Origin of the sequence: Thioalkalivibrio sp. ALJ2, from assembly GCF_000378325.1 — a bacterium.
In the GTDB taxonomy this organism is placed as follows: domain Bacteria; phylum Pseudomonadota; class Gammaproteobacteria; order Ectothiorhodospirales; family Ectothiorhodospiraceae; genus Thioalkalivibrio.
On record NZ_KB899554.1, the window covers coordinates 852,197 to 877,338 of the forward strand.

A 25,142-nucleotide genomic window follows, 5' to 3' on the forward strand; every position below is an offset into this window, starting at 1 on the left:
AATGTTGGTAATGGCCCCGGGAGCGGGGCGGGTGCGCGCGAGTCGCGCGCGGCCGATCAGGGCGCGGCACGCCGTGGTTGCGGCAGTTCCGCGCCGGAAATCTCCGGTGGATCCGTGGTGCTGTTCGGGGCTGACGAGCGACTGGCGCCAAGGCGTCGCAGTCGTTCCCAGCGCCACAGGCGGCGCCCGGCCAGGCCCGCCGCCAGGGCAATCAGGATCCCGAGGAACTTGGCCCGGTGACGGGCGGCGGTCCCGAAGTTACTGGTGCCCCAGGCGAAGATGATCGCCAGGACGATGAACACGACGACCAGCACGCGAAAATCCGAGCGATGCCACCAGTGGCGGCGATACACCGCCAGCAGCAGGACCAGTGTCAGATAGAACAGACCCTCCACCATGCCGATCAGATGCACGGGCGAGCGCACTTCCCACAGCGGGGGACCGAACAGCAAATAGCCCACCCGGATTGGTGTCAGGACCAGTGCCTGGAGGTCATTGGACGGGATCAAAAAGGACGGGTAGGCGGCCCCGCCGCGGGCGCTGCGCTCGGCCCGCTGGTCCAGCGTCTCGGTCTGTTCCATCACGTCGCCCAGTTGCCCGATCGACGAGAAGCGCATGTCGTCCATCACCACGAATCCGAGGACCCCGGCCGTGCCGAGCAGCATGCCGCCGAGCATCAGCCCGGGACGCATATGCCCCAGATCCGATGCGCGCAGGAATTCCTTGATCGACCAGCCGACCAGCACGACCGCGATGCCCGCGATCGCAAAGACTGCCGCGCCGTGCACGACCGCCGCGCCCAGCAGTACCCCGACGGCAGCCACCAGGAAACCGGTGCGCTGACTCTGAACCCAGCGCACCAGCCAGAGCACGCCCAGCAGGAAGAAGGCAGTAAACCAGACCTCGCGTAGTGGCACGGCCGCGTTCACGATCAGGATCGGGAACAAAGCAGCGATCCAGGCCGCACGCACGGCGGCCTGGCGGTCCCAGAGCTGCTCGGCGATGCGCGCAATCAGATAGACCGTCAGCATGCCCAGGGCGATGTTCACGGCCTGGAAGGCCAGGGGGGCGCGGTCGGCACATGCGTAGACGTTCGCGATCAGCCAGCTGTGCAGGTACGAGCTGCCCATGCTGAAGTGGTCGCCGAGATTGCCGCAGCCACTCTGGGCCCAGAACCAGGCCCGGCGCTCGAAGCTGATCGCATCGGCTCCACCCTGAGGCAGGGGAAACAGGAAGCGCTGTACCAGGGCTGCCCCGATGCGGGCCAGCAGGGCCGCCAACAGCGGCCACAGATAGCCCTCGCGTCTTGCCCCGGTCCACAGCACGGCGACCAGCACCACCATCAGGAAGCTGGCCGACAGGAGCAGCTCCATCGTCGTGAACGGGATCGAGGTGTAGCTCATGGCGAGACGGGCGCGGTATCGACCATCGCATCCTGGAACAGGGTCTGGTAGCGCGCGGCCACGGCCTCGAGGGCGTAATGCGATTCCATGCGTGCGCGCGCCTCGTCCCCCAGCTCGCGCAGGCGATCACGACCCTGGCCGATGGCCCGGGCAATGGCGTCGGCCAGATCCGGCGGCTCGGGGCTTGCGGCGACAAAGCCGGTGGGCCCGACCACGCGGGCGGCATCGCCGATATCCGTGACCACGGCCGGTCTGCCGCAGGCCATGGCCTCGCCCACGACATTGGGGAAGCCTTCGCCCCAGCGCGAGGGCAGCACTAGCAGGTCCAGGCCCGGGTAGAGGGCCTCGGGTTCGGGGGTGGGCGGCAGCAGCGTGACATGCCGGTCCATTCCGTGTTCGCGGATGGCCCGGGCCAGCGGGTTGTCATCCGCGGATACCCCGGTGCCTACCATTACGCAGTGAACGTCGGCTCCAGCCCGGACCAGATGCGCCAGCGCGGCCACCAGTCCGGCATGGTTCTTCATCGGGTGAGCGCGTCCGACCATGCCCAGCAGCCAGGTATCCGCGCCAATACCCAGTTGGGTGCGTAGCCCGGGGGCGGCGTCCGGTGCCGGATGGAAGCGCGCCAGATCAAAGCCGTTGGGCAGGACCACGCGGCGATCCGCGGAGAATCCCAGTGCCTCGTGCTGGGCGGCCGCGGTTGCGCTGTTGTAGACGATGCGGGTCGGATACCGCGACAGCCAGGCGCCGCTGCGGATCACCCAGCGGGTCCCGCGTTTCTCGTGCGCCAGGTCATGCACCGAGTGGCGCACGTTCCAGAACACCGGTCCCTGATGCCCGAGGCGTCGGGTCAGCGAGGCCGCCAGATTGCCGTGGTACATCCAGCCCATCACGCCATCGGGCTGATAGGCGGCCAGCGCGCGGCGCAGGGCGACAATCCACCCCGTGGAGAGCGGGTTGCGCAGTCGTCCGGTATAGACCGGGATGCCCTGCGCGCGGATGTCGCCGGCCATCACGCCGGGCTCCTTGAGCGCGAACACGGCGCCGGCGTCCGGTGCCGCGTGCAGCAGGTTGCCCAGCTGGCGCTCCGCGCCGCCCTGGCCGAGCCCGTTGATCACGTGCAGGATCTTCACTGCCGGTTCTCCTGCAACTCGCTGATCACATGCAGGTGCTTGCCGCTGGGCGATGGCGGGATCTCGTTTACACGATCAATATCCAGGCGTGTGCCCGCGCCGAGTTGCTCGCGGATCTCGGGCGCCAGACGTGCCTGCAGGCGCTGTTCGCGTTCTCCCTGCGGGGCACGGTCGATGGGGATCAGGCGCAGGCGGATATGATCTGCCGCGTGCTGGACCCACTGGTATTGCCCGATCCAGTCTTCCGGGTACAGCAACTGGCGCAGCCACCCGCCGAATACGACGGCACCGTTGGCGCCGCGGATGTGATCGGTTACGCGTCCCCATACCCCCTCCAGCAGTGGCCACTCCCGCCCGCAATCGCAGGTCTCGCCGGACCAGCTGGCCAGGTCGCCGATCGCATAGCGCAGCAGGGGCATGCTGTGGTTCGTCAGCGAGGTGACCACGACCCGCCCGGGGGTCCCGGGTGGCGTCGGACGGCCGTCGTCGTCGAGGATCTCCAGGTACTGGGTTAGCGGGTTCACGTGCAGCCCGCGGTGGCGCTCGCATTCGCAGGCGATGTCCCCAACCTCGCGCGAGCCGTAGCGGTTGAACACGGGGGCATCGAATGCCTTCTCGATGGTCTCGCGCATATCGGGAAAGAGGGTGCCGGCCGAGCTCAGGACACTGCCGATACCCGGCACACGGACCCCCCGGCGCAGGGCGTGCCGGGCGAGTTCGTGGCCACTCTCCGCGTAGATCTGCAACTGGCTGGGCGGCGCGGCGCGCAACTGCTCGAGGTGCGCATCCATCGTCTCCGGGTCCATGCGGTAGGCGTTCAGCAGGGTGCGATTCTTCAGCCGTTCGGCGAGGCGGCGGGTGCCCCGGGGTGAGGTCAGGTCGCGCGAAGCCGCCCACAGCACGGCCTTGGGCTGCCCCGGGCGGTAGCCGGTCCAGCCGTCGAACAGGGCCTTGGTGGCGCGGCCCCAGCGGCGATAGGCGGTGTCCTGGTAGAACGTGGCTGGCTCGCCGGTGGATCCCCCCGAGGTGTTGCGCCGCAGCCCGGGTCGGGGCCGCTGTGCGCACAGGCGCTCGCCCTCGCGACGGATGGTGTCCTTGTCGAGGATGGGCAGCGACAGCAGGGTGGCCAGCGGATCAGCGGCGATGGTGTCCGCATCTGGCAGGATTTCGCGGTAGTACGGCACGTCGTCGCGTGCCTGTATCAGCAGGCGCGCGAGCCGTTCGGCCTGCAGGCGCTGCAGGGCGGGCAGGGACAGCCGCTCGGCCCGGCGCAGCGCGGCATATTCGCGCGGGCCGGAGAGCCAGGGGAGGAGGGCACCAAAGGCCAGGGACATGACGGTTGTGCCTCAGGCGCTGGCGGTGCGCGTCGAGCGCAGGCTGGAGCGCGCCCGGCGGGCCAGCTCCAGGAACGGACCCAGACGCGAGTACTGGATCGTGCGTCGCGACTCGCGCGAGAAGCGGCAGGGCTGGCAGTGACCACAGGGCTGTCCGAGGATCGGCGAATGACAGAACCACGACTGTTCGAGCAGCGGCAGGAAGCCCTTGGCCTCGGCGTCGTACTTCATCGCCTCCTTGGTGACCGACAGCAACGGGAAGCGGTAGTACTGGAACAGCTCCCAGGCGAAGTCGTCCTCGCGGAAGCGGAAGTCCCCGTACTGCGGGTTGCGGAACAGGCGTTCCTGCAACTCGGTGCCGGCCTCGTGCCCGGTGAGCGACAGCTCCAGGTCACGCAGGCCTTCCTGTTCGCACAGGCGGGCAAGCCAGTCGTACTGGGTACCCACATGCACCTCGCTTGCCAGGCGCTGGTAGAGCTCAGTGATGTTCGGGTCCTCGAGGATGTCGCTGCGCAGATAGACACGAACCGGCGCTACGCGCCCGCGGGCCTCCGCCCGCGCCTCGATGCCCGCGCGGATATTGGCCATGGCCCGCAGCTCGTACACATAGGATTTCCGGCGCGGGTCCAGCACGTAGATTGGCTGCACCTTGCGGTTGCGATAAAGCGCCAAGTCCAGCAGGCGGTAGCTGGAGTCCCAGCCACCGGTCCACAGCAGTTTGATCGTGTTCATGTCGTTCTCCTGATGGCAGTGGCGGATCAGCGCGGATAGCCGCGCGGGACCGAGGGCAGCAAGGGTCCGAAGCAGGACTCGTTGCGCGACCAGGCCACCTGCTCCGCATTCCACTCGAGGATTACGGGCTCGCTGTTGGCCTGAATGCAGACGTCCCAGCCAATGAAGCGCAGATAGGGGATGCGGCGATGGGCGTTCAGGCACAGCTCGCGTACCGCCCCGAAGTTGGGGATCCGGCAGTCCTTCACGTCCACGCCGCTGTCCGGGTGGACCGAGCCGATGCTGACGCAAACCGGGTCGCGCAGGTGGCCGTCCAGCCAGCCCTCGCCATCGACACCGACGAAGTAGCCACCGGTGGAGACGTTGTCGGTGCGCTGCCCCTCGCGGCCCAGACGGAGGAAGTGGTTCAGGATGCGCAGCTCCCCGGATTCCGGGTCGAGGAAGGTCAGAACCCGCAGCGTATTGACCGAGCTGGCGTTGATCCGCGCGATATCCGGATGCTGCTCGATCAAGGGCTGCACGATGCAGTTTCCGGGGACCTTGCCGAGTTCTTCGGCCACCTGTTCGGCGGTGGTGAAGGTCACGCCGAGGCCCTGGCGACCCTCGTCGGGCTTGATCACATAGCTCTTGCCGGACTCGAGCCGGGAGAGGGCGGTTTCCAGTGGTTCCGGCGTCCCCTGGGCATCCAGGTACTGGCCGCCCACGCGCACGAAGACCGGGGGCACGACGCTGTCCGGGAACAGGCGCGAATCCATGGTCTTGAGCCCGCTCAGGCGGCGGATGTCCTGCCGGTTCCAGAGCGGGTTCAGGGACTCGGTGTAGTAGTCGTCGCCGATCCATCCCTCGACAAACTCGCGCCGCACCTCGGTGTAGGCGGCCAGCCACGGCCACCAGGACTCGCTCCCGTAGGTGTCGGTCGCATAGCGCTTGATCCGCTGCAGGACCGGGCGCGTGACCGCGGACTCGCCGTGGGCGCGGATCAGCTTCTCGCGCCACTGGATGGCGATCTTGCGCGACTTTTGCAGGTGGCGCAGATGGACCGCGCGCGCAATGGTGCGGGCGATGCGGCCGCTGTTCTTGATCTGCAGCGGCTGGGATTGAACGTGCGTCACGGGCAACTCCTCGTGTGGTGTCGGCATGGCGGGTTCAGCCATGGGTGCCGGAGGCCGCGGGGCCGGGGACGGACTGGACCTGGGGGTTATCTGCCTCGGTGTGAGTGACCAGCTCGTCGAAGCGGCCAACGGAGGCGAACGATCCCCGTTCCAGGTGGGCGACCTGATCGCAGGCGCGCACGGTACTCAGGCGGTGCGCGATCAGGATGATGGTCTTGCTGCGTGACAGGGACTCGATCGCCTCCATCACGGCGCGTTCGGTTGCGGTGTCCAGGGCACTGGTGGCCTCGTCGAACACCAGGACGTCGGGGTCGTGGTAGAGGGCGCGGGCGATCCCGATGCGCTGGCGCTGGCCCCCGGACAGGCGCACGCCACGCTCGCCCACCATCGTGGCGTACTGCTCCGGCATGTCCTGAACGATGAAGTCATGCACCTGTGCCATGCGCGCGCAGCGCTCGACGCGATCGTGGTCGATCTGCGCGGCGGGAATCCCCAAGGCGATGTTCTCGGCCACGGTCGAGTCGGTCAGGAAGATGTCCTGGGGGACGTAGCCCAGGGACTGCTGCCAGGCGCGCAGGTTGGCATCCGTGACCGGCTGGCCATCCACCGAGATGGCGCCCTCGGTCGGGCGCAACAGGCCCAGCAGGACATCGACCAGCGTGGTCTTGCCGGAGCCGGTGGTGCCGATGATCCCGACCGATGTACCGACCGGGATCTCCAGGTTGATGGACTGCAGAGCGGGGCGGTGGCCGCCTGGATAGGTGAAGTCGATGCCCTTGAGCGCGATGGTCTTCTGCGGGACGAGCGGCTGGGGGGCCCGGCGATGCAGTTCCGCCAGGGCCTCGCGTTCGCGCAGGTCCTCGGTCACGCTCTCCACGGCGGCGGCGCCGAAGCGAAGCTTCGCCAGGCCCGCGTAGATGTGCTGCGCGGCCGGCAGCAGGCGGTAGCCGGCAAAGGCGTACAGCCCGAGGATCGGCAGGATCTCGCCCAGCGCATCCGTACCGGTGCCGCCCTGGGTGTGCAGCAGGATCAGGGTGAGCCCGATGATGCCGCCGAAGCCGATCGCCTCGATCAGGAATTTGGGGACCTGGGAGATGGTCTGGTTGGTCGCCTGGTGCCGGGCCTGGCGCTTGGAGGGGGCATCGAAGCGCGACAGGTATGCGTGTTCGCGACCCAGCAGCTTGATGTCCTTGATGCCGCCGAGGGCCTCGCCGGCGGCGGTGAAGCGTTCCTTGTTGGCGAGCGAGCGATCACGGCCGATGCGCCCGAGCAGGCCGCGCACGAACACGAAGATCGTCCCGTATACCCCACCGATCACGACCGCGACCCCCAGCGCGAGCCACGGATCCACAACGATCAGCAGTGCCACGATGGCGATGGTTACGACCAGGTAGGCGATCATCGTGATCCCGGGACGGAAGACGTTCAGCACCAGCTGGTCGACCTCGGACAGGATGCTCTTGGCCATGTCGCCGCTATGACGGTTCAGGAAGAACGCATACGGCTGGCGCAGGTAGGTCTCCAGCAGGCGCTTGCCAAGGCTGTGACGGCGCATCTCGATAAAGCGGTTCATCGCGTAGTGCGTGAGCGTGCGAAACACCGCCGAGAACAGGATCAGCGCGAAGGCCGCCGCACCCAGGGCGAAGATGAACTGATCCACCGAGTTGAATCCCAGCCCCCTATAGAGCTGGTTCAGTACGGGGTTGGTGTTGACCAGCTCCGGGTTACCCAATACGGACAGGAACGGCATGATCGATGCGACCCCGGCGGTCTCCAGTACCGCCATGATCATCATCAGCCCCAGCACGAGCCCACCCCGGCGCTTCTCCGCCGGGGTGAGCAGCTGCAGCGTTTTGCGGTAGACCCCCATCAGGCGGCCGCCCGGTAATACCCCAGGTACCACTCGACGAAGCGGGCGACGCCCTCCTCGACCGAGGTGGTGGGTTCATAGCCGGTGTCGGCGCGCAGCGCCTCGACGTCGGCGTAGGTGTCCGGCACGTCGCCCGGCTGCAGCGGCAGGAGATTCTTCTCCGCCTTGCAGCCCAGGCAGTCTTCCAGCACCTCGATGTAGTGCATCAACTCCACCGGACGATGGGCCCCGATGTTGTACAGCCGATAGGGGGCTGCACTCGTCGCCGAGTCGGGCTCGGCGCCGGTCCAGTCGAGGTTGGGCTGCGCCGGACGATCCAGCGTGCGGATCACGCCCTCGACGATGTCGTCGATGTAGGTGAAGTCGCGGCGGTGGTGGCCGTAGTTGAAGACGTCGATCGGCTCGCCCGCCAGGATCTTCTTCGTGAACAGGAACAGCGCCATGTCCGGCCGGCCCCAGGGGCCGTAGACGGTAAAGAAGCGCAGGCCCGTCACCGGGAGCTGGTACAGATGCGCATAGGTATGCGCCATCAGCTCGTTGGCCTTCTTGCTCGCGGCGTAGAGGCTCAGCGGGTGGTCGACGTTGTCGTGCACCGAGAACGGCATCGTGGTGTTGGCGCCGTAGACGGAGCTGGAACTGGCATAGACCAGGTGTTCCACACCGTTGTGCCGGCAGCCATCCAGGATGTTGCCGAAGCCGACCAGGTTGGTGTCGACATAGGCCGCCGGGTTCTCCAGCGAATAGCGCACCCCGGCCTGGGCCGCCAGGTTCACCACCCGCTCCGGACGGTGCTCGCGAAACACCCGCTCCATCGCCGCGCGGTCGGCGATGTCTTCGTGTTCGAACACGAAGCGCTGGCGGGATGCCGGCAGGGCGCGGATGCGGTCCAGCCGGGCCCGCTTCAGGCTCGGGTCGTAGTAGTCGTTCATGTCGTCGACACCGATCACGGTGTCGCCACGCTCCAGCAGGCGCAGGGCCAGATGGGAGCCGATAAAACCTGCCGCGCCGGTGATCAAGACTTTCATGTCGCCTCTTCCTTGTCGGATGGATGGGACCGGTGTGTCCGGACGTTTCGCTTGCCCGCGGGCGTTGTGACGAGGGTCCGGGTCACTCGTTCATGGGGTGAACGCGATGGATTCAAGCATCGGCCGGAATGGCCCCGCAACGCCGGTTCCGGGAAACGTGAGGTCGATCCGTCGAAGCTGTGACCAGCCCCGTAAGTTTCGGATCGCGGCATGGCTCGCAAGGGGTTGGCTGCCGATATTTTGCGCCAGTTCGACGACGATCCGGCCCATTCATGACATGGTCGGCCCGCTTGAGGCGGACCCGGTGGGGCTCGCCAGGATGAATCGCAAGGTGACGACGCGGCCGTGGGCGCCAGGGGCGTTGCGGCCATGCGCAAAAGAGGAAGATCCATGAACGTGATTCCCCCCGTACGCTGGGTCCTGTTACTGATCCTGCTGGTGACATTGGGTGGATGTGCCTGGGCCCCTGGCGGGCACATTGCCGAGCGCACCTCCAGTGCCCCGGTGGAGGACCTGGTCGATATCGAGCCCATAACCTTTGGCCTGATCCGAGCCCAGGAGACTCGCTCGGTCCCGCCGGACCTTCGCCGTGTAAGCGACGAGATGGCACAGGACGTCGCTGAATACGACTACCGCATCGGTCGCGGCGACGTGCTGGCGGTCATCGTGTACGAGCACCCCGAGTTGACCATCCCCGCCGGGAGCGAGCGATCGGCAGTGGAGTCGGGGAATACCGTGCACCCGGACGGCACGATCTTTTACCCCTATATCGGGCGCGTGGAAGTCGAGGGGTACACGGTGTCGCAGGTGCGCGACCGTATTGCGCGCGATCTCGCCACCTTCGTGAACGAGCCCCAGGTCGAGGTGCGAGTGGCGGCCTTCAACTCGCAGAAGGTCCAGGTGACGGGCTCGGTACGCGAGCCCGGTGTGCAACCGGTGACCAATGTCCCGCTGACGGTGCTGGATGCGATCCATCACTCGGGTGGGCTTTCCGACGATGCCAACTGGCACGAGGTGATCCTCACGCGGGAAGGCGAGGAGATCGTCATCTCGCTCTACGACATGCTGCGCTATGGCGACATGTCGCAAAACCGGCTCCTGCGTGACGGCGACGTGCTGCATGTCCCGGATACCGCCGGCCAGCAGGTCTACGTGATGGGCGAGGTAGGCGACCCGCAACGGCTGCCCCTGGGCCGCGGTCAGCTGACACTGATGGATGCGCTCAGCCAGGCCGGAGGGTTTAACGAGAACCGGGCGGACGCCAGCGGCATCTTCGTGATCCGCCGTGCGCCACCGGAGAGCGACAAGCTTGCGACCGTCTACCAGCTGGATGCGCGCAATTCCGCAGCGCTGATGCTGGGAGCCGAGTTCGAGCTGGAGCCGCTGGACATCGTGTATGTGACGACGACGTCGCTGGGCCGCTGGAATCGTGTGATCAGCCAGCTGCTGCCCACGGTCAGTGCCGTTTATCAATCCTCCCGTACCACGCGCGACGTGCGTCGCCTGTCGGATGACTTCTAGCCATGTTTAACCGGATTCTGGTGGTTTGTACCGGCAATATCTGCCGCAGTCCCGTGGGCGAGGCACTGCTGCGCGAGCGCCTGCCCGATCGCTCGGTGGAATCCGCGGGCCTTGGGGCGGTGGTCGGGGAGGGCGTCCACCCCGAGGCACGGCGCCTGGCCGAGGCCGACGGTCTGGACGTTACGGCGCACAAGGCCCGCCAGATCGAGGCGGACTGGCTGCATCACGCCGATCTGGTACTGGTGATGAGCGAGGGCCAGCGCCAGGCCGTCGGCGGGCGCCACCCCGAAGTGCTCGGCAAGACGATGCGATTTGGTCACTGGCTGGAAGGCGGCCGGGGCCGAGATATTCCCGATCCCTATGGCAAGAGCCCCGAGGTCTTTGCGCAGGCTCATGCCCTACTCGTGGAGGCTGCCGATGCCTGGGCACGGCGGCTGAACCGATGATCTCCGACACAGGTAAGTCCCGATGACAAAGAACCATTCCCCCGGGGTGCCGGAAGGCGAACTGGATATTGGCCGACTGCTCGGCCAGTTGCTGGACCACAAGTGGCTGATCATTTTCATAACGGCACTGTTTGCCATTGCGGGCGCGGTATACGCCACGGTGTCCACCCCGATCTACCGCGCCGATGCACTGGTGCAGGTGGAGGACATGGGACGCTTCAGCAGCCCGTTGTCCAGTGTGCGCGAGATGCTGGGGCAGGAGCCGCGCGTCGAGGCCGAGCTGCAGATCCTGCGTTCACGCATGGTCCTCGGGCGCACGGTCGATCAGGAGGCACTGGATCTGGTGGTACGCCCGCACCGTATGCCGGTGGTGGGCGATTACCTCGTTCGCCGGGGCATGGAGCGCCCCGCCTTTGCTCAGTCCAGTGTCTGGGCGGGCGAGTCGATCAACGTGGGCGAGTTCCAGGTGGCCCGAGCCTACGAGGGGCGCACCTTTACGCTGGAGGTCCTGGATGACGATCGTTATCGCCTGATCAACGGGGATCACGAACTGGGCGAGGGGCGTATCGGCGAGGACGTGGAGTTCTTCGAGGGTGACGTGCGCCTGCGTGTGGCCGAAATGGATGCGGGGCCGGGTGCGCGTTTTGATATCCAGCGGCGTTCGCGCCTGGCGGCGATCAACAGCCTGCGTGGGCAGTTCGAGGTGGGGCAGCAGGGCCGCGAGAGTGGCGTGTTCAGCCTGACCCTGACCGATCCGGACCCGCAGCACGCCCAGCGCATCCTGAACACCATCAGCCAGATCTATCTGACGCAGAATGTTCAGCGCAAGGCCGCCGAGGCCGAGAAGAGCCTCGAGTTCCTCGAGGAGAAGGTCCCGGATGTGCGCGATCAGCTGCAAACCGCCGAGGATGCGCTGAACGAGTACCGCACGGAGCGCGACAGCGTGGATCTCTCGCAGGAGACCCGTGCCGTGCTCGACCGCCTGGTCAACCTGGAACGTCAGCTCAACGAGCTGGAGTTCGAGGAGGCCGAGATCTCCCGGCGGTACACGGCCAGCCATCCGACCTATGCGGCCCTGATCGACAAACGCCAGAAGCTGCAGGAGGAGCGCAACCGGCTGAACCAGGAGGTCAGCGCGCTGCCGGAGACCCAGCAGCAGATCCTGCGTCTCAACCGGGATGTGGAGGTCAACCAGGACATCTACGTCCAGCTGCTCAATCGCATGCAGGAGATGGATATCGCCCGCGCCAGCACGGTGGGCAATGTCCGCATCCTGGACGACGCCCAGGCGGGGCTGTCCGCGGTCGAACCGCAGCGCAACCTGATCGTGATGCTGTCCACGGTATTTGGTGGTGGCCTGGCGATCGCGCTGGTGCTGGTGCGCGGGATGTTCAACCGCGGGGTGGAATCGCAGGAGGAAATCGAGGCGATCGACCTGCCGGTGTATGCCAGCGTGCCGCGTTCCAGGGCGCAGGAGAACCTGCTGCGCCGCGTGAAACGGAGCAACCAGCCGCGCGGCTACGATGTCCCGGGGGGCGTGCTGGCCTCGATCGATCCGGCCGACGATTCAATCGAGGCACTGCGTGGCCTGCGCAGCAGCCTGCATTTCGCGATGCTGGAGGCCGAAAACAACCGCCTGGTGATTACCGGTCCGAGTCCGAATGTGGGCAAGAGCTTTGTCTCGGTTAACCTGGCGACCGTCTGTGCCCAGGCGGGGCAGCGCGTGCTGATCATCGACGCCGATCTGCGCAAGGGGCATGTACACCACGCCTTCGGTCAGCGCAGCGACGGGGGACTCTCGGAGTTTCTGGCGGGCCAGGAATCCCTGGAAGGCGTGCTGCGCCGCACGGACATCCAGGGGCTGGACTACATCGCCCGTGGCAGCGCGCCACCGAACCCGTCGGAGTTGCTGATGAGCGACCGTTTCAGCCGCATGCTGGAACAGCTCAGCCGGGATTACGACCTGGTGCTGATCGACACGCCGCCGATCCTGGCGGTCACCGATGCGGCCGTGGTGGCACGCCAGTGCTCGACCACCTTGATGGTGGTGCGCTTCCAGCTGAACCCGCTACGCGAGATCGAGTCGGCACGGCGCCGTCTCGATGCAGCGGGAGTCGACGTGCGTGGCTGTATCCTGAACTCGATCGAGTACAAGGCCTCGACCAGCTACGGCTACGGTTACTACCACTACTCCTACAAGTAGTGGTCCAGGGGGGCCGCTAAACAGTGGCCCCATCTGACGCACCCCTGGCCCCGGCAAATGCCGGGGCTTTTTTGTGGCGCGGATCGGGTGCCGCCAGCCATGGGCCACGCCTTTGCCCTGGCCGGTTCTGCGTGACCCCCGCTGCGCGTGTGCAGTCTTTCAGTCGATTGCCAGGCGAATGACCCGGGCGGCCCGCACTGGCTGCTGGCCAGCGGACGTTGGGGTGCCCAGTCTGCCGGCGGGTTTCAGTGGGTTTCCTGCGCGGCGCGGAGAGTCGAAAGCCAGCTAACGGGTGTGTACCCGGGGGCGAACGATGCCGTGCGGTCCGGTTGGGGATGCGCGGCCGTGGCGGGCTTCCCGATTCAGAGGGGGGGGCTGGTTGTGTCGAATCTGGCAGGCGAACAAGGGCAGGCGACGCGGGTGCGTGCAGGCACGCAGGGTGTCTGGAAGGAAGGGCTGCCCGGGACTCGATGCCCCGGACACCGGGGGATTAACGCCAGGTGGCGTCGGGCTCGTCCCAGTAGCGGCCGACCTGACGTTCTTCGGTGATGTCGAACAGCTGATGACGTCGGTTCAGGCGCGCACCACCGTCGCGGGTCAGCGGCTGCCAGGCGATGTTGGCCCGGTTGCGGCTGGAGGTGGAGAAGAAGGAGTCGTAGGGGACCGACAGGTACAGGCCCTTGTCGAAGCTGCCTTCGCCGAAATCGTCACCAGCATCGGTGAAGGTCGACCAGGCGCCGACCCGCACGCCATTGGCGAATTCGCGCGAGAAGTCGAGGGTGGTCCCGAGGTCGCCCGCCAGATAGCGGCCTACGCTCACCCGTGCATGGATGTCCTGCACGCCGGTGTCGATGTAGGTGGTCACATGCCCAGTCACCTGCTCGTAGTCCCGCAGGCCGAACTGCTGGTTAAACTCGCGCTGGCGTACCCAGTTGGCATCGACGCCGATGGCCCAGCGGCTGTTGAACGGCCGGTACAAGACCTCGGCCCCGACACCCGCGTACATCATCTCCAGAAGGCCACCGTAGCCCATCGCGTACCAGTTCTTGCCCAGTCGCTTGGTGTGGGTGGCCTGCAGGTTGGAGATGCCTACGCTGGTCTCGGCGAGATAGTCGCCGATGTGGGTGCGCACGCGGGGCAACTCGGAATCGGCGATGTATTCGTAGTTCTCGAGGTTGTCGGCCAGGGTTGTCGTGAGCATGGACGAGATCCAGGTGCCCTGGGCGAGGTGATAGCTGGCATCGAGATAGGCGGACAGCCGGTACAGATAGCCGTCGGGGCCGCCAAAGTTCTGTTCCAGAGAGGGGCCTGCGCCCCATTCGAAGCGCCGGGGTTCGGCCTCGTAAAGGACCTCGCCGCGATCATTGTTCGTCGTAGGTTCGATATCGCGTACCCGCACGCTGTGCCGGTAGTCGGTCTCGTGATCCGCGGAGGCCAGTGCGCGGCCAAAGGCCTCCCGGTCGTGCAGGCTCTCGCGCAGGTCGAGCCCCAGTGTCTGCCAGCGGTACTGGAAGGTGTGGATGCCGGCATCGGCCTGCGCCTCAAGCAGACGGTTGGCCCGCCCTTCGGACTGCTTCAGGTTGCGGTAACGGGCCGGTTCGCCCGTGACCTCGATGGTGTCGCCGACCTGGCGGATCTCGGTCACGTAGATCCCGGCATTGGTATTGAGGTCCGTGGCCACCGCATCCCAGTCGCGGCGCTCCACATGGGCGGGGTCGACTGGGGCCGGGTCGTCGGCCTTGGGCTGCGAGAGCCGCGCCAGGTTGGTCGTGAAATGGAGGCCCACCATCGCGGTATTGCCGCGCTGCCAGCCGGTATGCAGCTCAATGCTGTTGGTCAGTTTCAGCCGCGCGCCGAAATTAAAGCGGGAATCCTGTTCCTGGGCGTTGTCCTGAGGTTCTTGCTGATAGGTGTTGCCCTCGTATTCGACTTGAAGCAGCAGGCGGTCCCAGGGCGTCTGGTACTCGACCCCCCCGAACAGGGCCGCCGGGCCACGGAACATCTGGTGCGTGGCGACCTCGCCGCCTTGACCACCCCCGGCGGACCGTGGGCGTTCGTCAAAGCTGTCGTCAATCCAGCCAAGCGGTGATTCGATATCGCCGTGATTGCCCAGGTAACCCCAGCCAATCCCCAGGGAGAAGTCGAAGTTGTTCCAGCGCTTGTTGGCAACCAGGTACTCGCCACCGAACAGGGTCGTGCCGCCCAGGTCCTGAAAACCGACGGCCACTTCCGGGATATAGCGGCTCTCCTCGACCAGGCGGAGTTTGATGTCCGCGCCTTTGTCGATGTTGTACCGGTCGTCATCGCCGGCGGCCAGATATGGTCGGTTCTCGACCTGTATATAGCGAAAGCCGAGTTCCATCCAGTCGAGCGGCTGTACGAAGACGCTCCAGCGACGGTAGGGGTAGGTGCGGTTCCAGCCGGCGGCGAAGTGACCGGCATCACCGGTGCGGGCCGTGGGGGTCTGCATCAGACCGATCCCGCCGGTATCCCGCTGGCCCTGGCCGAGTCCGAATTCCTCGGCCTGTGCCGTGGGCAGGCCCAGGCCGAGGAGCACGGCGACCACCAGGCTGCGGCGGCGCATGCGCAAAGGTGTAGCGTTCATGGCAGTTTCCGAAGTGTGCAGTTGTCGCCCGGCAAACGGGTCGCAAGAAAGCGGGGTAGGCGCTGGTTGAGCAGGTCACCCTCTACCGACCCCCCCAGGTCACGGACATGGAGGTGCGTCATCACCCGGGTCCCGGGGGCGATCGCGGTGTCCTCACGGTTCCAGGGCGCGGCGCCGAATACGTGGACCTCGCCGACCGGCGAAACCACGGCGGCCGTGTCCGTGCCGCGCAGCGCCGTGCGCGAGGGCTTGGCGAGCAGGTCCTGCAGGGTCATCCCCGGGGTCCATTCATGGCGGTCCACACCATCCAGGGACCACAGCTCCACCCAGTCGGGCGGGGTGCAGTAGCCAATGTGCTCCATGCCGGACGGGTCGGGCGCGTGGCGCAGATTGGCCAGGAGCCAGGGCAGGTCGAGGCGCTCGGCACTGCGTACATTGGGAGCCGCCTCCATCGCCTCGACGGTTTCGCTCCAGGAATCGAGTGCCCGGGCCACCTCGGGGCGTCCGCCGATGTCCATCGTCTGTCCGATCAGTTCGATTTCGGCCAGGAGCCGTCGGCGTTCGTGGTCGATGGGGCGTACATCGCGGCTACGCAGGGCGAAACCGTAGGCCCAGTCGATGGGTTCGGACAGTTCTTCCTGCCAGGTCACCCAGGTTTCGGCGAGCGAGGGCGGGACCGGCGTGTCGTCGGTCGAGCCCACCGTTGGGGCCAGGGCCAGCAAGCCCACGGCCAGCCACATGGGATGAAAATGGCGTTGCATCATGCCTCCTGCGAGGGCTACCACCAGGGGCGAGCCACCTGCCAGGCGATCGAGGGACCATCCGGCCAGGCCTGGCCGTCGTATGCCCATAGATCGCGGGTTTCGGGGTCACGCCAGAAATCGGCGCGAGTCGTTCCGGCACCTTCCCAGTCGATACGCTCGCGGCAGCGCTCGAGTTCCAGAGTCACGAGGGGGAGGTCCCGCGATGTGCGAGTCCCGCAGTCCAGGGTGCCCTCGCCGACATGGCGGACAATGGCGCCGGAGGGTGCGCGGACATGCCGTTCGACCTGGTAGGTGGCGGGGCTTGCCTGGCGCCAGGGGGGGGCATCGGCATCGGGGTGGTGGGTTCCCAGAAGGTCCTGTTCGAGACCGGACGTGGCAAACAGCCCCCCGTCGCGCAGCTGCAGCGAAAGGCCCTCGGCACTCGGCCAGAAGGTGTGTTCGTCGGAGAGGGCCCCAAGGATCAGCAACCCCTGATGGTGTTCGGTGCGAACCGCGAGCGACGCATAGGGAATCTCCTCTGCCCGGGAGCTCACATCCGGCCCGCCCGTGACCATGCCTTGCAGGGATGCCCCCAGCGGCGTGGGCCCCCCGCTACCGCAGCCCGTGACCAGGCTCACGAAAACTCCAAGGCCCAGACATGCGAAAGCCGCCCGGAGGCGGCCTTCGCGAAGGAAGTGCGAATTGGTTCGCATGGGCGTTCGTTACCGAGTGCCGGTAGCGGGGGTGGTACCCGTGCCCGGGGTGGTACCGGTACCCGGAGTCGTACCGGTGGAGGCAATCAGGCCCACCAGGCGACCGGAGCGGGTCGCAATACGCGACACCGCGCCCGGTTCCGAACGCGCGGCTGCGGAGATGCCACCCGAGGGGGTGCCACCGGCGACCGGCGAGCTGGGGTTCCCCTGCGGGGCACTGGCACTGGCACTGGCACTGGCGCTGGCGCCCGCGCCGGCGGACTGCGCCATCACCGGGCCGGCTACGAACACACTGGCAACAATGGCTGTGGCGAATATCTTCTTGATCATGGTCACGTTCCTCACTTCACCGGGGGGGTGTCTTTTACCGGAGGACAGTCTAGGAAGGGATGCCTGAAAGCGACAGCGGAGGGGGGCGATTCTGAGACATGAATACGAGGTTTCTCATACGTGTTTTGAACGGCTTGGAAGTTTTGCGGCCTGGAGGTCACATTCAGCCGCCGGCTTTGCGTGCCCGGATTTTCACGCAGCGTTCAGGTCTTCGCCGCTAACTTGAATGATGCAGTTGTGCAGTGCGGTCCGGTGGCCGCGCAACGGAGGCAGAGATGAAGAAGACAGTGTTGTTAGCGGCGGTGGCGAGCGTGACCTTTCTGCTCGCCGGTTGCCAGACGCCGCCCACCAAACAGCAGACCGGTGCAGTGATCGGTGGTGCGGCCGGCGGCGTCATTGGTTCCCAGATCGGCGGTGGTCGGGGGCGGACCGCGGCGATCATCGCGGGTACGCTGGCCGGCGCAGCGATCGGCGGCTCCGTTGGACGCACCATGGATCAGGTCGATCGCCAGCAGGTCTCGCATGCCCTGGAACACAATCCGGATCATCGGGCATCCACCTGGCAGAACCCCAATACCGGGTACCAGTATCAGGCCACCCCCACGCGCACCTATCAGGCGTCCGGGCAGGACTGCCGCGAGTACCAGGTGCAGACGACGATGAACGGACAGCCGGAAACGGTGAACGGTACGGCGTGCAGGGATGCGCAGGGACGCTGGGTCAATCAGTAAGACCGGCAATCTCCCACAAAAAAGCCCCGCGATCGCGGGGCTTTCTCGTTCCTGGACCTGCGGCAGGATCAGGAGGGACGGTACATGTCCTCGGTCGTCGGGACATAGCCGAGGTTGTCCTCGCCGATGCCCTTGACCTTCGGCTCGTTGAGTTTGCTGATGCGAACACCGTCGGACTGGTTGCGCAGGTACTCGGCGACGTTGTCCCAGATCATCGTGCCGGTACCGCCCGCCGGCTCCTGCTGGACGCTGGCCCAGCCGGCGACGACGTATTCCTTGTCCGGATCGATCTTCTCGCCGCCCAGCTCCATCTCGGAGATGCGGCTACCGATCTCGGCTTCCGGATCGATCGCATAGCGGAGGCCGCCCACGCGGACCATGTCGCCCCCCTGCTGGTAGAACGGGTCGGCGTTGAACAGGTTGTCGGCGACGTCTTCCAGGATGTCCTTGATCTGCGCGCCGGTCATGGCGTTGCGGGTCGTCTCCGGATAGGTCAGGCCGGTCTGGTCCATGATGTGCTCGAAGGTGATCGGCATGCCCGGGAGTACGGTAGTGCCCCAGCGGAAGCCCGGCGAGAACGCGATCTGGGCATCGTGGACCTCCATCAGCGCATCACAGATCAGCTGGTCGAAGGTGCCGTTGAAATTGCCGCGACGGAACAGCAGGTCCTCGGCCACGGCCAGCTCTTCGGAGAGCTTCTCTTCCATGTTGAAGGTGTCGCCGTCGTAGGTGACTTCCTGGCTGCGCATGTTGTCGACGAACTCGGCCATCTCCGGATCTTCGTCCAGGAGGTTGGCGAACACCGGGACCAGGCGGTATTCCCAGTCCTTGATCTCGCCGTCGCGGAAATCGAAGTCCAGCACGCCAACGAACTTGGCATTGGAGCCGGCGTTGGTCACCAGGCAGGTGCCACCATCGGGGCGTTCTACCGGCAGCGGCTGCGGGACGGCATCGTGCGTGTGACCGCCCATGATCGCGTCGAGACCCTCGACCATGCCCGCCATCTTGATGTCCACGTCCATGCCGTTATGCGACAGCGCGACCACGATCTCGGCGCCTTCTTCGCGCGCGGCGTTGACCTGGCGTTGCATGTCGTCCGGACGAATGCCGAACGACCACTGCTCGACCATCCAGCGCGGGTTGGCGATCGGGGTGTAGGGGAACGCCTGGCCGATCACGGCGACGTTGACACCGTTCAACTCGCGGATCACGTACGGCTTGAAGATCAGGTCCCCCCAGTCCACGTCGCGCACGTTCTGGGCGACGAAGTCGATCCCGGCATCGGCGAAATCGCCGTTGACGACTTCTTCCACACGGTCGGCTCCGTAGGTGAATTCCCAGTGGCCGGTCATGATGTCGATGCCCAGCAGCTTCTGTGCATCGACCATGTCCTGGGCATTGGTCCACAGCGCGGTGCCCGAGCCGCCACCCCAGGTGTCGCCACCGTCCAGCAACAGCGAGTTCGGGCGCGAGTCGCGCAGCTTCTTGACCAGTGTCTTCAGCTGCGGGAAGCCGCCGACACGACCGTACTGTTCGGCCGCCTCCATGAAGTTCAGGTTGGTGTAGGCGTGGGCAAAGATGCTGTCGCGTTCGACGTCATAGTGCTTGAGGAAGTGCTCGCCGACGATGTGCGGCGGGCGGTTGCGCATATCGGCTACGCCCAGGTTCACGTTGGGCTCGCGGAAATAGATCGGCTTGAGCTGCGCATGGCAGTCGGTGTAGTGCAGCAGATGCACATTGCCGAAGCGATCCAGCATGTCGTACGGGTCTCCCGAGGTGCCGTACTTGCCATTGGTGGCCTTGGCGCAGCCCGCCAGGGGGAAGCCGGCCACGCTGGCGGCGGCCAGCAGCTGCATGAATTCGCGGCGTGAGATATGCATGAGGGTCCTACCTCTCTCTACAGTAGTTTATTGTGATTTTTGGGTTTCTCGAAGCAGCAATCTAGACGCTATTTCTTTGTGGAACATTCCCTGGGTATGGAGCTTCCTTGCCGACCGGCGCGACGCCCGGCTGGTATGAAGCCGTAGTCAGCCCGCAGCGCCTCAAGAACCGGATTCCCCGGTTTCTGGCCGTGACGGATGCTGATGTCTGCCCTTGACCGAGCCCCGAATCTTCGTGGGGGGCGGCGTCACCCTAGCGGCGCTGTTCGCGCGCCTGCCGCGCGGTTTCCTTGGCCGTGTCGCGCTTGTCCTCGATCCGCTGGATATCGCGCTCGCTGGCATCGCGTGCTTCGATGGCGGCCTCGAACTGGCGTACTGACTCTTCGTATTGCGCGCGGTGGAAGAAATATTCCGCCATGGCCTCGCGGCTGACCGCAATATAGCCGGCCCCATCCGCGATGTCTGCCTTCAGTCGCAGCAACTCGGGGTTGGGCGCGCGTTCATTGCGGATCATCTCGTTGACGATGCGGATGGCGCGGTCGGGGTTGTCGAGATCTCGGTGCACGCGGGCCAGCACTTCGCGGATGACCGGGTGCCCGGGGTAGACCGCGTCCAGGTCATTCAGGATCTCGAGCGCCGCTTCGTGGTTGCCGCGTTCGCGCTCCAGTGCGACGCGCGCCAGCTCCAGCGTCATCCCGGGGGCCTCCTCGACCGGGATTTCCTCCAGCCGTTCGGCGGCGCGGTCCAGTTCGCCGCGCTCCAGGTGAGCCACCATTGCGCCGTAGATCTGGTGCGGGGCCGGGTCCGAGGCCCCGCGATGGATCTCGATCGCACGGCGCGGGTCCTTCAGGGCCCGGGTGCGGGCCTGCATCCACTGGAACTCGGGGCCGCGGTTGCGCGTATCGACCGCCGGCAGGCCGGCCGCGCGATTGCGGGCGTCGGTGATGCGGTCGAGCGTGACCGGGTGGGTGCGCAGGTACTCGGGCACCGCGTCGCCAACGCCGCGCGAGAGTTCCTGTAGACGCTCGAAGAAATCCGCCATCGCGTTCGGGTCGAAGTCGGCGCTGGCCAGTATGCGCATGCCGGCGCGGTCGGCCTCGGCCTCGTTGGCGCGGGTGAAGTTGATCTGTTGCTGGATACCGCCCGCGACACCGCCGGTGATGATGGCCGAGCCCAGGGTTGGATCCGCCATCGATGCCAGGACCCCGGCGAGGATGGCCAGGCCGGTGGTGAAGTTGACCTCGCGCCCGCGCGCGAACATTCGGGCCAGGTGGCGTTGGGTGACGTGTGCAATTTCGTGGGCCATGACGGCGGCCAGTTCGGCCTCGTCGCGCACCTCGAGCATCAGTCCGGAGTGCACCCCGATGATTCCGCCGGGCATCGCAAAGGCGTTGACCTGACCGTTGTCGATCGTCAGGAAGTAGAACGGGCCATCTGCGTCAGGGGCATTGGCGAGCAGCTGCCGGCCAAGGGAGTCGACGTAGAAGGAAACTTCCGGATCGGTCACCAGTGGGAGGGACCGTCGGATCTCTCGAAGCAGTGAGCGGCCGAGCTCGCGCTCTTCCGCGGGGGTCAGTACGCCACCGGAGGCCTCGCCCAGATCGGGCAGGGCGGTCCCGGAGGCCGAAACCGTTGGAGCCCCCAGCGTGAGTACCAGGAGCAGGGTCGAAAGTAGCGTGAGAAGCCGTGTCTTCATACGACGGAGGCCGGCCGTTGGGGCCGGCCTCCGAAGGGTCTTGGCATCGCGGGGTCGGTTACTTGCCGAGGCCCGGAGCCGAAGAGTAGGTGCGCATGCTGTCACGGGTTTCCCAGAGCTTCGGCTTGAGCATCGCTTCCGGAATCATGAACTTCTTGCGGTCCAGCACCTTGTGGGTGCGCACGATCTTGACCACGTCGTCGTACTTCAGCTTGAACAGGAGACCCACGTCACCGCCGGAGGTGCGGCGCACGATCATGTATTCGTCTTCCATGCTGTGCACGTAGATGTTGGCCGGGCGCAGCTTGCCGTTTTCGTCCTTCATGGTCACGGCGTAGTGGCCGTTGACCTGGAATTCGCTCTTGTCCACCGCAAAGTCCTCCGCGAATGAATCAGGGGGTTGATCGTCTGGACGAGCCCGCCCGAGAGTCGGGTGCGTCCATCAGTCTTTCCTTCAACTCGGAACGATAGCACGACTTCTGTGCGCGAGAGAACAAACCACCTGCCGACCGTCGGACAAGTTTGCATTTGTGGTCCGTTTCGCTATTCTCCGCGCCCATCCTTCGTGACCGGTGCCATCTGTCGAGGCCCGCGAGCGAGGCAGGCAGATGCGGTTCAGCACACTTGGAGTGGGACGCATGTACGGATTCTCGGAGATTACGGCCGACGAACTCGAGCAGTGGCGAACGGAAGGCAAGTCCTTTCGGCTCGTCGATGTACGCTCCCCTGGCGAGACGTCCCGCGGCGTGATTCCTGGCGCCGAGCTGGTGCCGCTGACGGTTCTGCCATTGCGCAAGGACGAGTTTCTGGGAGGCGACACGCCGCTGGTCCTGTACTGCCAGAGTGGCGCTCGTTCCGCCCAGGCTTGCGCGTTTCTTGCGCAGCAAGGGCTGGAGACCGCAAACAGCCTGCGTGGCGGTATCGTGGCGTGGGCTCAGGCCGGCAAGTCGGTCGTCACCCCGGATTAGAATTCGGTTGTATTCCGATCCCGTTTCCCCTATAAGGGTGAATTCGGCTGGCAAGGGTTCGATCGTCGTGGTCCCCGAACCGCCACGATTGGTACCTCAGCACCCAACTGATTTTGGTAACGCACTAAAGGAGACACACCATGGCCAACTTTGACCAAGAACTCGACGCTTCCGGCCTGAACTGCCCGCTGCCCATCCTGCGCGCCAAGAAGGCCCTGGCGGCCATGGAATCCGGTCAGGTTCTGCACATCATCGCCACCGATCCGGGTGCCGTGAAGGACTTCCAGGCCTTCGCCAAGCAGACCGGCAACGAGCTGATGGAACACAAGGAAGAAGGTGGCAAGTTCTACTTCCTCGTGAAGAAGTCCTAAGGCGTCTCTAAGTGCCTGAAACGGGGCGGCGATCCGCAAGGATCGACCGCCCCGATTCCTGAAAAACGACGGTTGCCATGCGGTAACTGGATAGGTGCCTGGACGAGGTCTAGGCTGGCTGAGCAAGGTTCTCAAAGAAACCTGCCTCGCCAACAGCGAAGAGGTGACATATGGCGACATACGCTGAGATGCAGCAAATCTTCGACGACATCCGCGGAGATTTTCGCTACGACCACGAACTCAACGGCTGTCTGAACTGCGGCATCTGCACGGCGACGTGCCCCTCTGCTCAGTTCTATGACTACTCCCCGCGCGAGATCGTCCAGCTGCTGTGGACCGAAAACGTCGAGCAGATCTACGACGCGATGCAGGAAAAGATCTGGGCCTGCGCTCAGTGCATGACCTGCGCCGCTCGCTGTCCGTTCAAGAATTCCCCTGGTGGCCTGGTCGCGATCATGCGCGAAGTGGCCATCAAGCACGAAATGCAATCCGCGAAGGACGTGCTCCGCCCGTTCGGTCGCGTGATGCTGAAGCTGATCACCACGGGTAACCAGCTGTCGCCCGACATGATCCAGCCCGACCACTTCCCCGACTGGGGCCCCAATATCCAGAAGGTGGAAGGTGACCTGCGCATCCTGCGCAAGGCGATTCCGGTGAAGACGCTGCAGACGGTCGAGACCGCCTGGGAAGTGTCCCTGAAGACTTCGGTCGAGATGTACACCATCTGGGAAATGACCGGGGTGCTGAAGTCCCTCGAGCTGATGGACGAGAACCTCTTCGACGTGATCGAAGACTTCATCGACGAGAAGCGCGAGGACTACGAAGACTGGCTCGAGGAGCAGGAAGAGGAAGACGACGAATAAGTCGTCCCGTTTCCGACTCCACTCCAGGACATCAGGAGAAGCGTTATGAGTGAACAGACCCCAGGCAATCACAACCAGAACGGCGAAGGCGCCGGTGCTGGCACCATGAAGCCCGGCTTCCACAATACCGACGGTCAGGGTATCGCCGGTCACGGTTCCTTCTTCCAGGCGACCGACCTGTCCAAAGAAGATGCCATCAAGGCGACCGACTGGGTGCGCAAGCACGTTGACCGCCGTACGGTCGACCTCGGTGACCGCATGGATGACGTCCGCGAGCACATGTACGAGCTCGAAAAAGACGGCCAGATCATCATCCACCGCATCGAGGACCAGCACGAGCCGATCTCGGTGAACACCCTGTTCGGCTGGGAGAAGAAGGTCCCGACCAAGCAGCTGTGGCACCACAAGTCCTGTGGCCAGTGCGGGAACATCCCGGGCTACCCGACCTCGCTGCTGTGGTTCATGAACAAGTTCGGCTTCGAGCCGGGCAAGGACTACCTCGACGAGACCGACCAGACCTCCTGCACCGCGTGGAACTACCACGGCTCCGGTATCGGGAACGTCGAATCGCTGGCCGCGGTGTTCCTGCGTAACTTCCACCAGTCTTATGTATCCGGCAAGCAGCACGGCCACGAGCTGGGCCACTTCTTCCCGCTCGTCCACTGTGGCACCTCCTTCGGTAACTACAAGGAGATCCGCAAGTATCTGGTCGAGTCCGCCGAGCTGCGCGAGAAGGTCACCAAGATCCTTGGCAAGCTGGGTCGCCTGGTCGACGGCAAGCTGGTCATCCCGGAAGAGATCATCCACTACTCCGAGTGGGTGCACGTGATGCGTAACCGTATCGCCTCCGAGCTCCAGACCATCGACGTTTCGAATATCCGCACCACGTCCCACGTGGCTTGCCATTACTACAAGATGGTCCACGAAGACGCGGTCTACGACCCGTCCGTGCTGGGGGGCAACCGTACCGCGATCATCACCTCCACGGCGCAGGCCCTGGGTGCGCAGGTGATCGACTACTCCACCTGGTACGACTGCTGCGGCTTCGGCTTCCGCCACATCATCTCCGAGCGCGAGTTCACCCGCTCGTTCACGATGGATCGCAAGATCCGCGTGGCCCGCGAGGAAGCCAATGCCGACGTGATGCTGGCCAACGACACCGGTTGCGTCACGACCATGGACAAGAACCAGTGGATCGGCAAGGCCCACAACCAGAACTTCCAGATTCCGATCATGGCGGAAGTCCAGTTCGCAGCCCTGGCCTGCGGCGCGGATCCGTTCAAGATCGTCCAGCTGCAGTGGCACGCATCGCCCTGCGAAGACCTGGTCGAGAAGATGGGGATCTCCTGGGACGAGGCCAAGAAGACCTTCCAGGAATACCTGAAGGAAGTCGAGGCCGGCAATATCGAATACCTCTACAATCCTGAGCTCGCTTACGGGGGCAAAGTCTGATGCAGCAAGAT

The 25,142-nt window shown here is 65.3% G+C and carries 22 protein-coding genes; 8 read left to right on the forward strand and 14 right to left on the reverse strand.

Annotated elements, in window-relative coordinates; genetic code table 11:
• Nucleotides 1-56: 56 nt before the first annotated feature.
• Genes F468_RS0104025 through F468_RS0104055 form a run of 7 tightly spaced genes read right to left on the reverse strand, consistent with a single transcriptional unit; the run spans nt 57 to nt 8,609 of the window.
• Nucleotides 57-1,403, reverse strand: coding sequence for a glycosyltransferase family 39 protein (locus F468_RS0104025; RefSeq protein ID WP_018138746.1), 1,347 nt, complete (start codon nt 1,401-1,403; stop codon nt 57-59).
• On the reverse strand, nt 1,400-2,536 hold the full coding sequence (locus F468_RS0104030; RefSeq protein ID WP_018649044.1) for a glycosyltransferase: 1,137 nt from the start codon (nt 2,534-2,536) through the stop codon (nt 1,400-1,402). The genes F468_RS0104025 and F468_RS0104030 overlap by 4 nt, the downstream gene beginning before the upstream one ends.
• Entirely contained in the window at nt 2,533-3,870 is a 1,338-nt protein-coding gene (locus F468_RS0104035) for a phenylacetate--CoA ligase family protein (protein ID WP_018994652.1), read from the reverse strand. Before F468_RS0104035 ends, F468_RS0104030 begins: the two co-directional genes overlap by 4 nt.
• 12 nt (nt 3,871-3,882) lie before the next feature.
• A complete protein-coding gene (locus F468_RS0104040; protein WP_018994653.1) occupies nt 3,883-4,602 on the reverse strand; it encodes a hypothetical protein in 720 nt (239 codons plus the stop codon).
• Nucleotides 4,603-4,628: 26 nt separating this feature from the next.
• On the reverse strand, nt 4,629-5,714 hold the full coding sequence (locus F468_RS0104045) for a sugar-transfer associated ATP-grasp domain-containing protein (RefSeq protein ID WP_018993707.1): 1,086 nt from the start codon (nt 5,712-5,714) through the stop codon (nt 4,629-4,631).
• 34 nt (nt 5,715-5,748) lie between these two features.
• Nucleotides 5,749-7,584, reverse strand: a complete 1,836-nt coding sequence (locus tag F468_RS0104050; protein WP_018994654.1) for an ABC transporter ATP-binding protein — start codon at nt 7,582-7,584, stop codon at nt 5,749-5,751.
• Complete coding sequence (locus F468_RS0104055; protein ID WP_018994655.1) at nt 7,584-8,609, reverse strand: NAD-dependent epimerase; 1,026 nt, start codon at nt 8,607-8,609, stop codon at nt 7,584-7,586. Before F468_RS0104055 ends, F468_RS0104050 begins: the two co-directional genes overlap by 1 nt.
• Before the next feature lie 390 nt (nt 8,610-8,999).
• On the opposite strand from F468_RS0104055, the gene F468_RS0104060 reads away from it, so the two are divergent.
• Genes F468_RS0104060 through F468_RS0104070 form a run of 3 tightly spaced genes read left to right on the forward strand, consistent with a single transcriptional unit; the run spans nt 9,000 to nt 12,779 of the window.
• Nucleotides 9,000-10,130, forward strand: coding sequence for a polysaccharide export protein (locus F468_RS0104060; protein ID WP_018138354.1), 1,131 nt, complete (start codon nt 9,000-9,002; stop codon nt 10,128-10,130).
• A gap of 2 nt (nt 10,131-10,132) precedes the next feature.
• Entirely contained in the window at nt 10,133-10,576 is a 444-nt protein-coding gene (locus F468_RS0104065; RefSeq protein ID WP_018138353.1) for a low molecular weight protein-tyrosine-phosphatase, read from the forward strand.
• Between the two features lie 22 nt (nt 10,577-10,598).
• On the forward strand, nt 10,599-12,779 hold the full coding sequence (locus F468_RS0104070) for a polysaccharide biosynthesis tyrosine autokinase (RefSeq protein ID WP_018138352.1): 2,181 nt from the start codon (nt 10,599-10,601) through the stop codon (nt 12,777-12,779).
• Between the two features lie 490 nt (nt 12,780-13,269).
• On the opposite strand, the gene F468_RS0104075 is transcribed toward F468_RS0104070, so the two are convergent.
• From F468_RS0104075 to F468_RS0104090, 4 genes are all read right to left on the reverse strand, one after another.
• On the reverse strand, nt 13,270-15,363 hold the full coding sequence (locus F468_RS0104075; RefSeq protein ID WP_018138351.1) for a YjbH domain-containing protein: 2,094 nt from the start codon (nt 15,361-15,363) through the stop codon (nt 13,270-13,272).
• A gap of 17 nt (nt 15,364-15,380) precedes the next feature.
• The gene (locus F468_RS0104080) at nt 15,381-16,124 is read right to left on the reverse strand and encodes a capsule biosynthesis GfcC family protein (RefSeq protein ID WP_018649039.1); all 744 of its coding nucleotides are present in this window, start codon (nt 16,122-16,124) and stop codon (nt 15,381-15,383) included.
• A 38-nt stretch (nt 16,125-16,162) separates the two neighbouring features.
• Nucleotides 16,163-16,702, reverse strand: coding sequence for a YjbF family lipoprotein (locus F468_RS0104085; RefSeq protein WP_018138349.1), 540 nt, complete (start codon nt 16,700-16,702; stop codon nt 16,163-16,165).
• Nucleotides 16,703-16,849: 147 nt separating this feature from the next.
• Nucleotides 16,850-17,170, reverse strand: coding sequence for a hypothetical protein (locus F468_RS0104090; protein WP_018994656.1), 321 nt, complete (start codon nt 17,168-17,170; stop codon nt 16,850-16,852).
• A gap of 275 nt (nt 17,171-17,445) precedes the next feature.
• On the opposite strand from F468_RS0104090, the gene F468_RS0104095 reads away from it, so the two are divergent.
• Nucleotides 17,446-17,901 (forward strand): RT0821/Lpp0805 family surface protein, encoded by a 456-nt coding sequence (locus F468_RS0104095; RefSeq protein ID WP_018138347.1) that lies wholly within the window; start codon nt 17,446-17,448, stop codon nt 17,899-17,901.
• 68 nt (nt 17,902-17,969) lie between these two features.
• On the opposite strand, the gene soxB is transcribed toward F468_RS0104095, so the two are convergent.
• From soxB to F468_RS0104110, 3 genes are all read right to left on the reverse strand, one after another.
• On the reverse strand, nt 17,970-19,781 hold the full coding sequence (soxB, locus tag F468_RS0104100) for a thiosulfohydrolase SoxB (protein ID WP_018138346.1): 1,812 nt from the start codon (nt 19,779-19,781) through the stop codon (nt 17,970-17,972).
• 253 nt (nt 19,782-20,034) lie between these two features.
• Complete coding sequence (locus F468_RS0104105) at nt 20,035-21,477, reverse strand: M48 family metalloprotease (RefSeq protein ID WP_018138345.1); 1,443 nt, start codon at nt 21,475-21,477, stop codon at nt 20,035-20,037.
• Between the two features lie 58 nt (nt 21,478-21,535).
• Nucleotides 21,536-21,847 carry a hypothetical protein gene (locus tag F468_RS0104110; RefSeq protein WP_012982042.1) on the reverse strand — a complete coding sequence of 104 codons (312 nt, stop codon included), beginning with the start codon at nt 21,845-21,847 and terminating at the stop codon, nt 21,536-21,538.
• 268 nt (nt 21,848-22,115) lie between these two features.
• Between F468_RS0104110 and F468_RS0104115 the strand changes: the two genes are divergently transcribed.
• The 4 genes from F468_RS0104115 to F468_RS0104130 all read left to right on the forward strand — a co-directional run bounded on the left by F468_RS0104115 (nt 22,116) and on the right by F468_RS0104130 (nt 25,131).
• Nucleotides 22,116-22,445, forward strand: a complete 330-nt coding sequence (locus F468_RS0104115; protein WP_018649036.1) for a rhodanese-like domain-containing protein — start codon at nt 22,116-22,118, stop codon at nt 22,443-22,445.
• A 140-nt stretch (nt 22,446-22,585) separates the two neighbouring features.
• Entirely contained in the window at nt 22,586-22,816 is a 231-nt protein-coding gene (locus tag F468_RS0104120) for a sulfurtransferase TusA family protein (RefSeq protein WP_012982044.1), read from the forward strand.
• Nucleotides 22,817-23,004: 188 nt separating this feature from the next.
• Nucleotides 23,005-23,679 (forward strand): 4Fe-4S dicluster domain-containing protein, encoded by a 675-nt coding sequence (locus F468_RS0104125; RefSeq protein WP_017941141.1) that lies wholly within the window; start codon nt 23,005-23,007, stop codon nt 23,677-23,679.
• Nucleotides 23,680-23,724: 45 nt separating this feature from the next.
• A complete protein-coding gene (locus F468_RS0104130; RefSeq protein WP_018138343.1) occupies nt 23,725-25,131 on the forward strand; it encodes a heterodisulfide reductase-related iron-sulfur binding cluster in 1,407 nt (468 codons plus the stop codon).
• Nucleotides 25,132-25,142 lie beyond the last annotated feature (11 nt).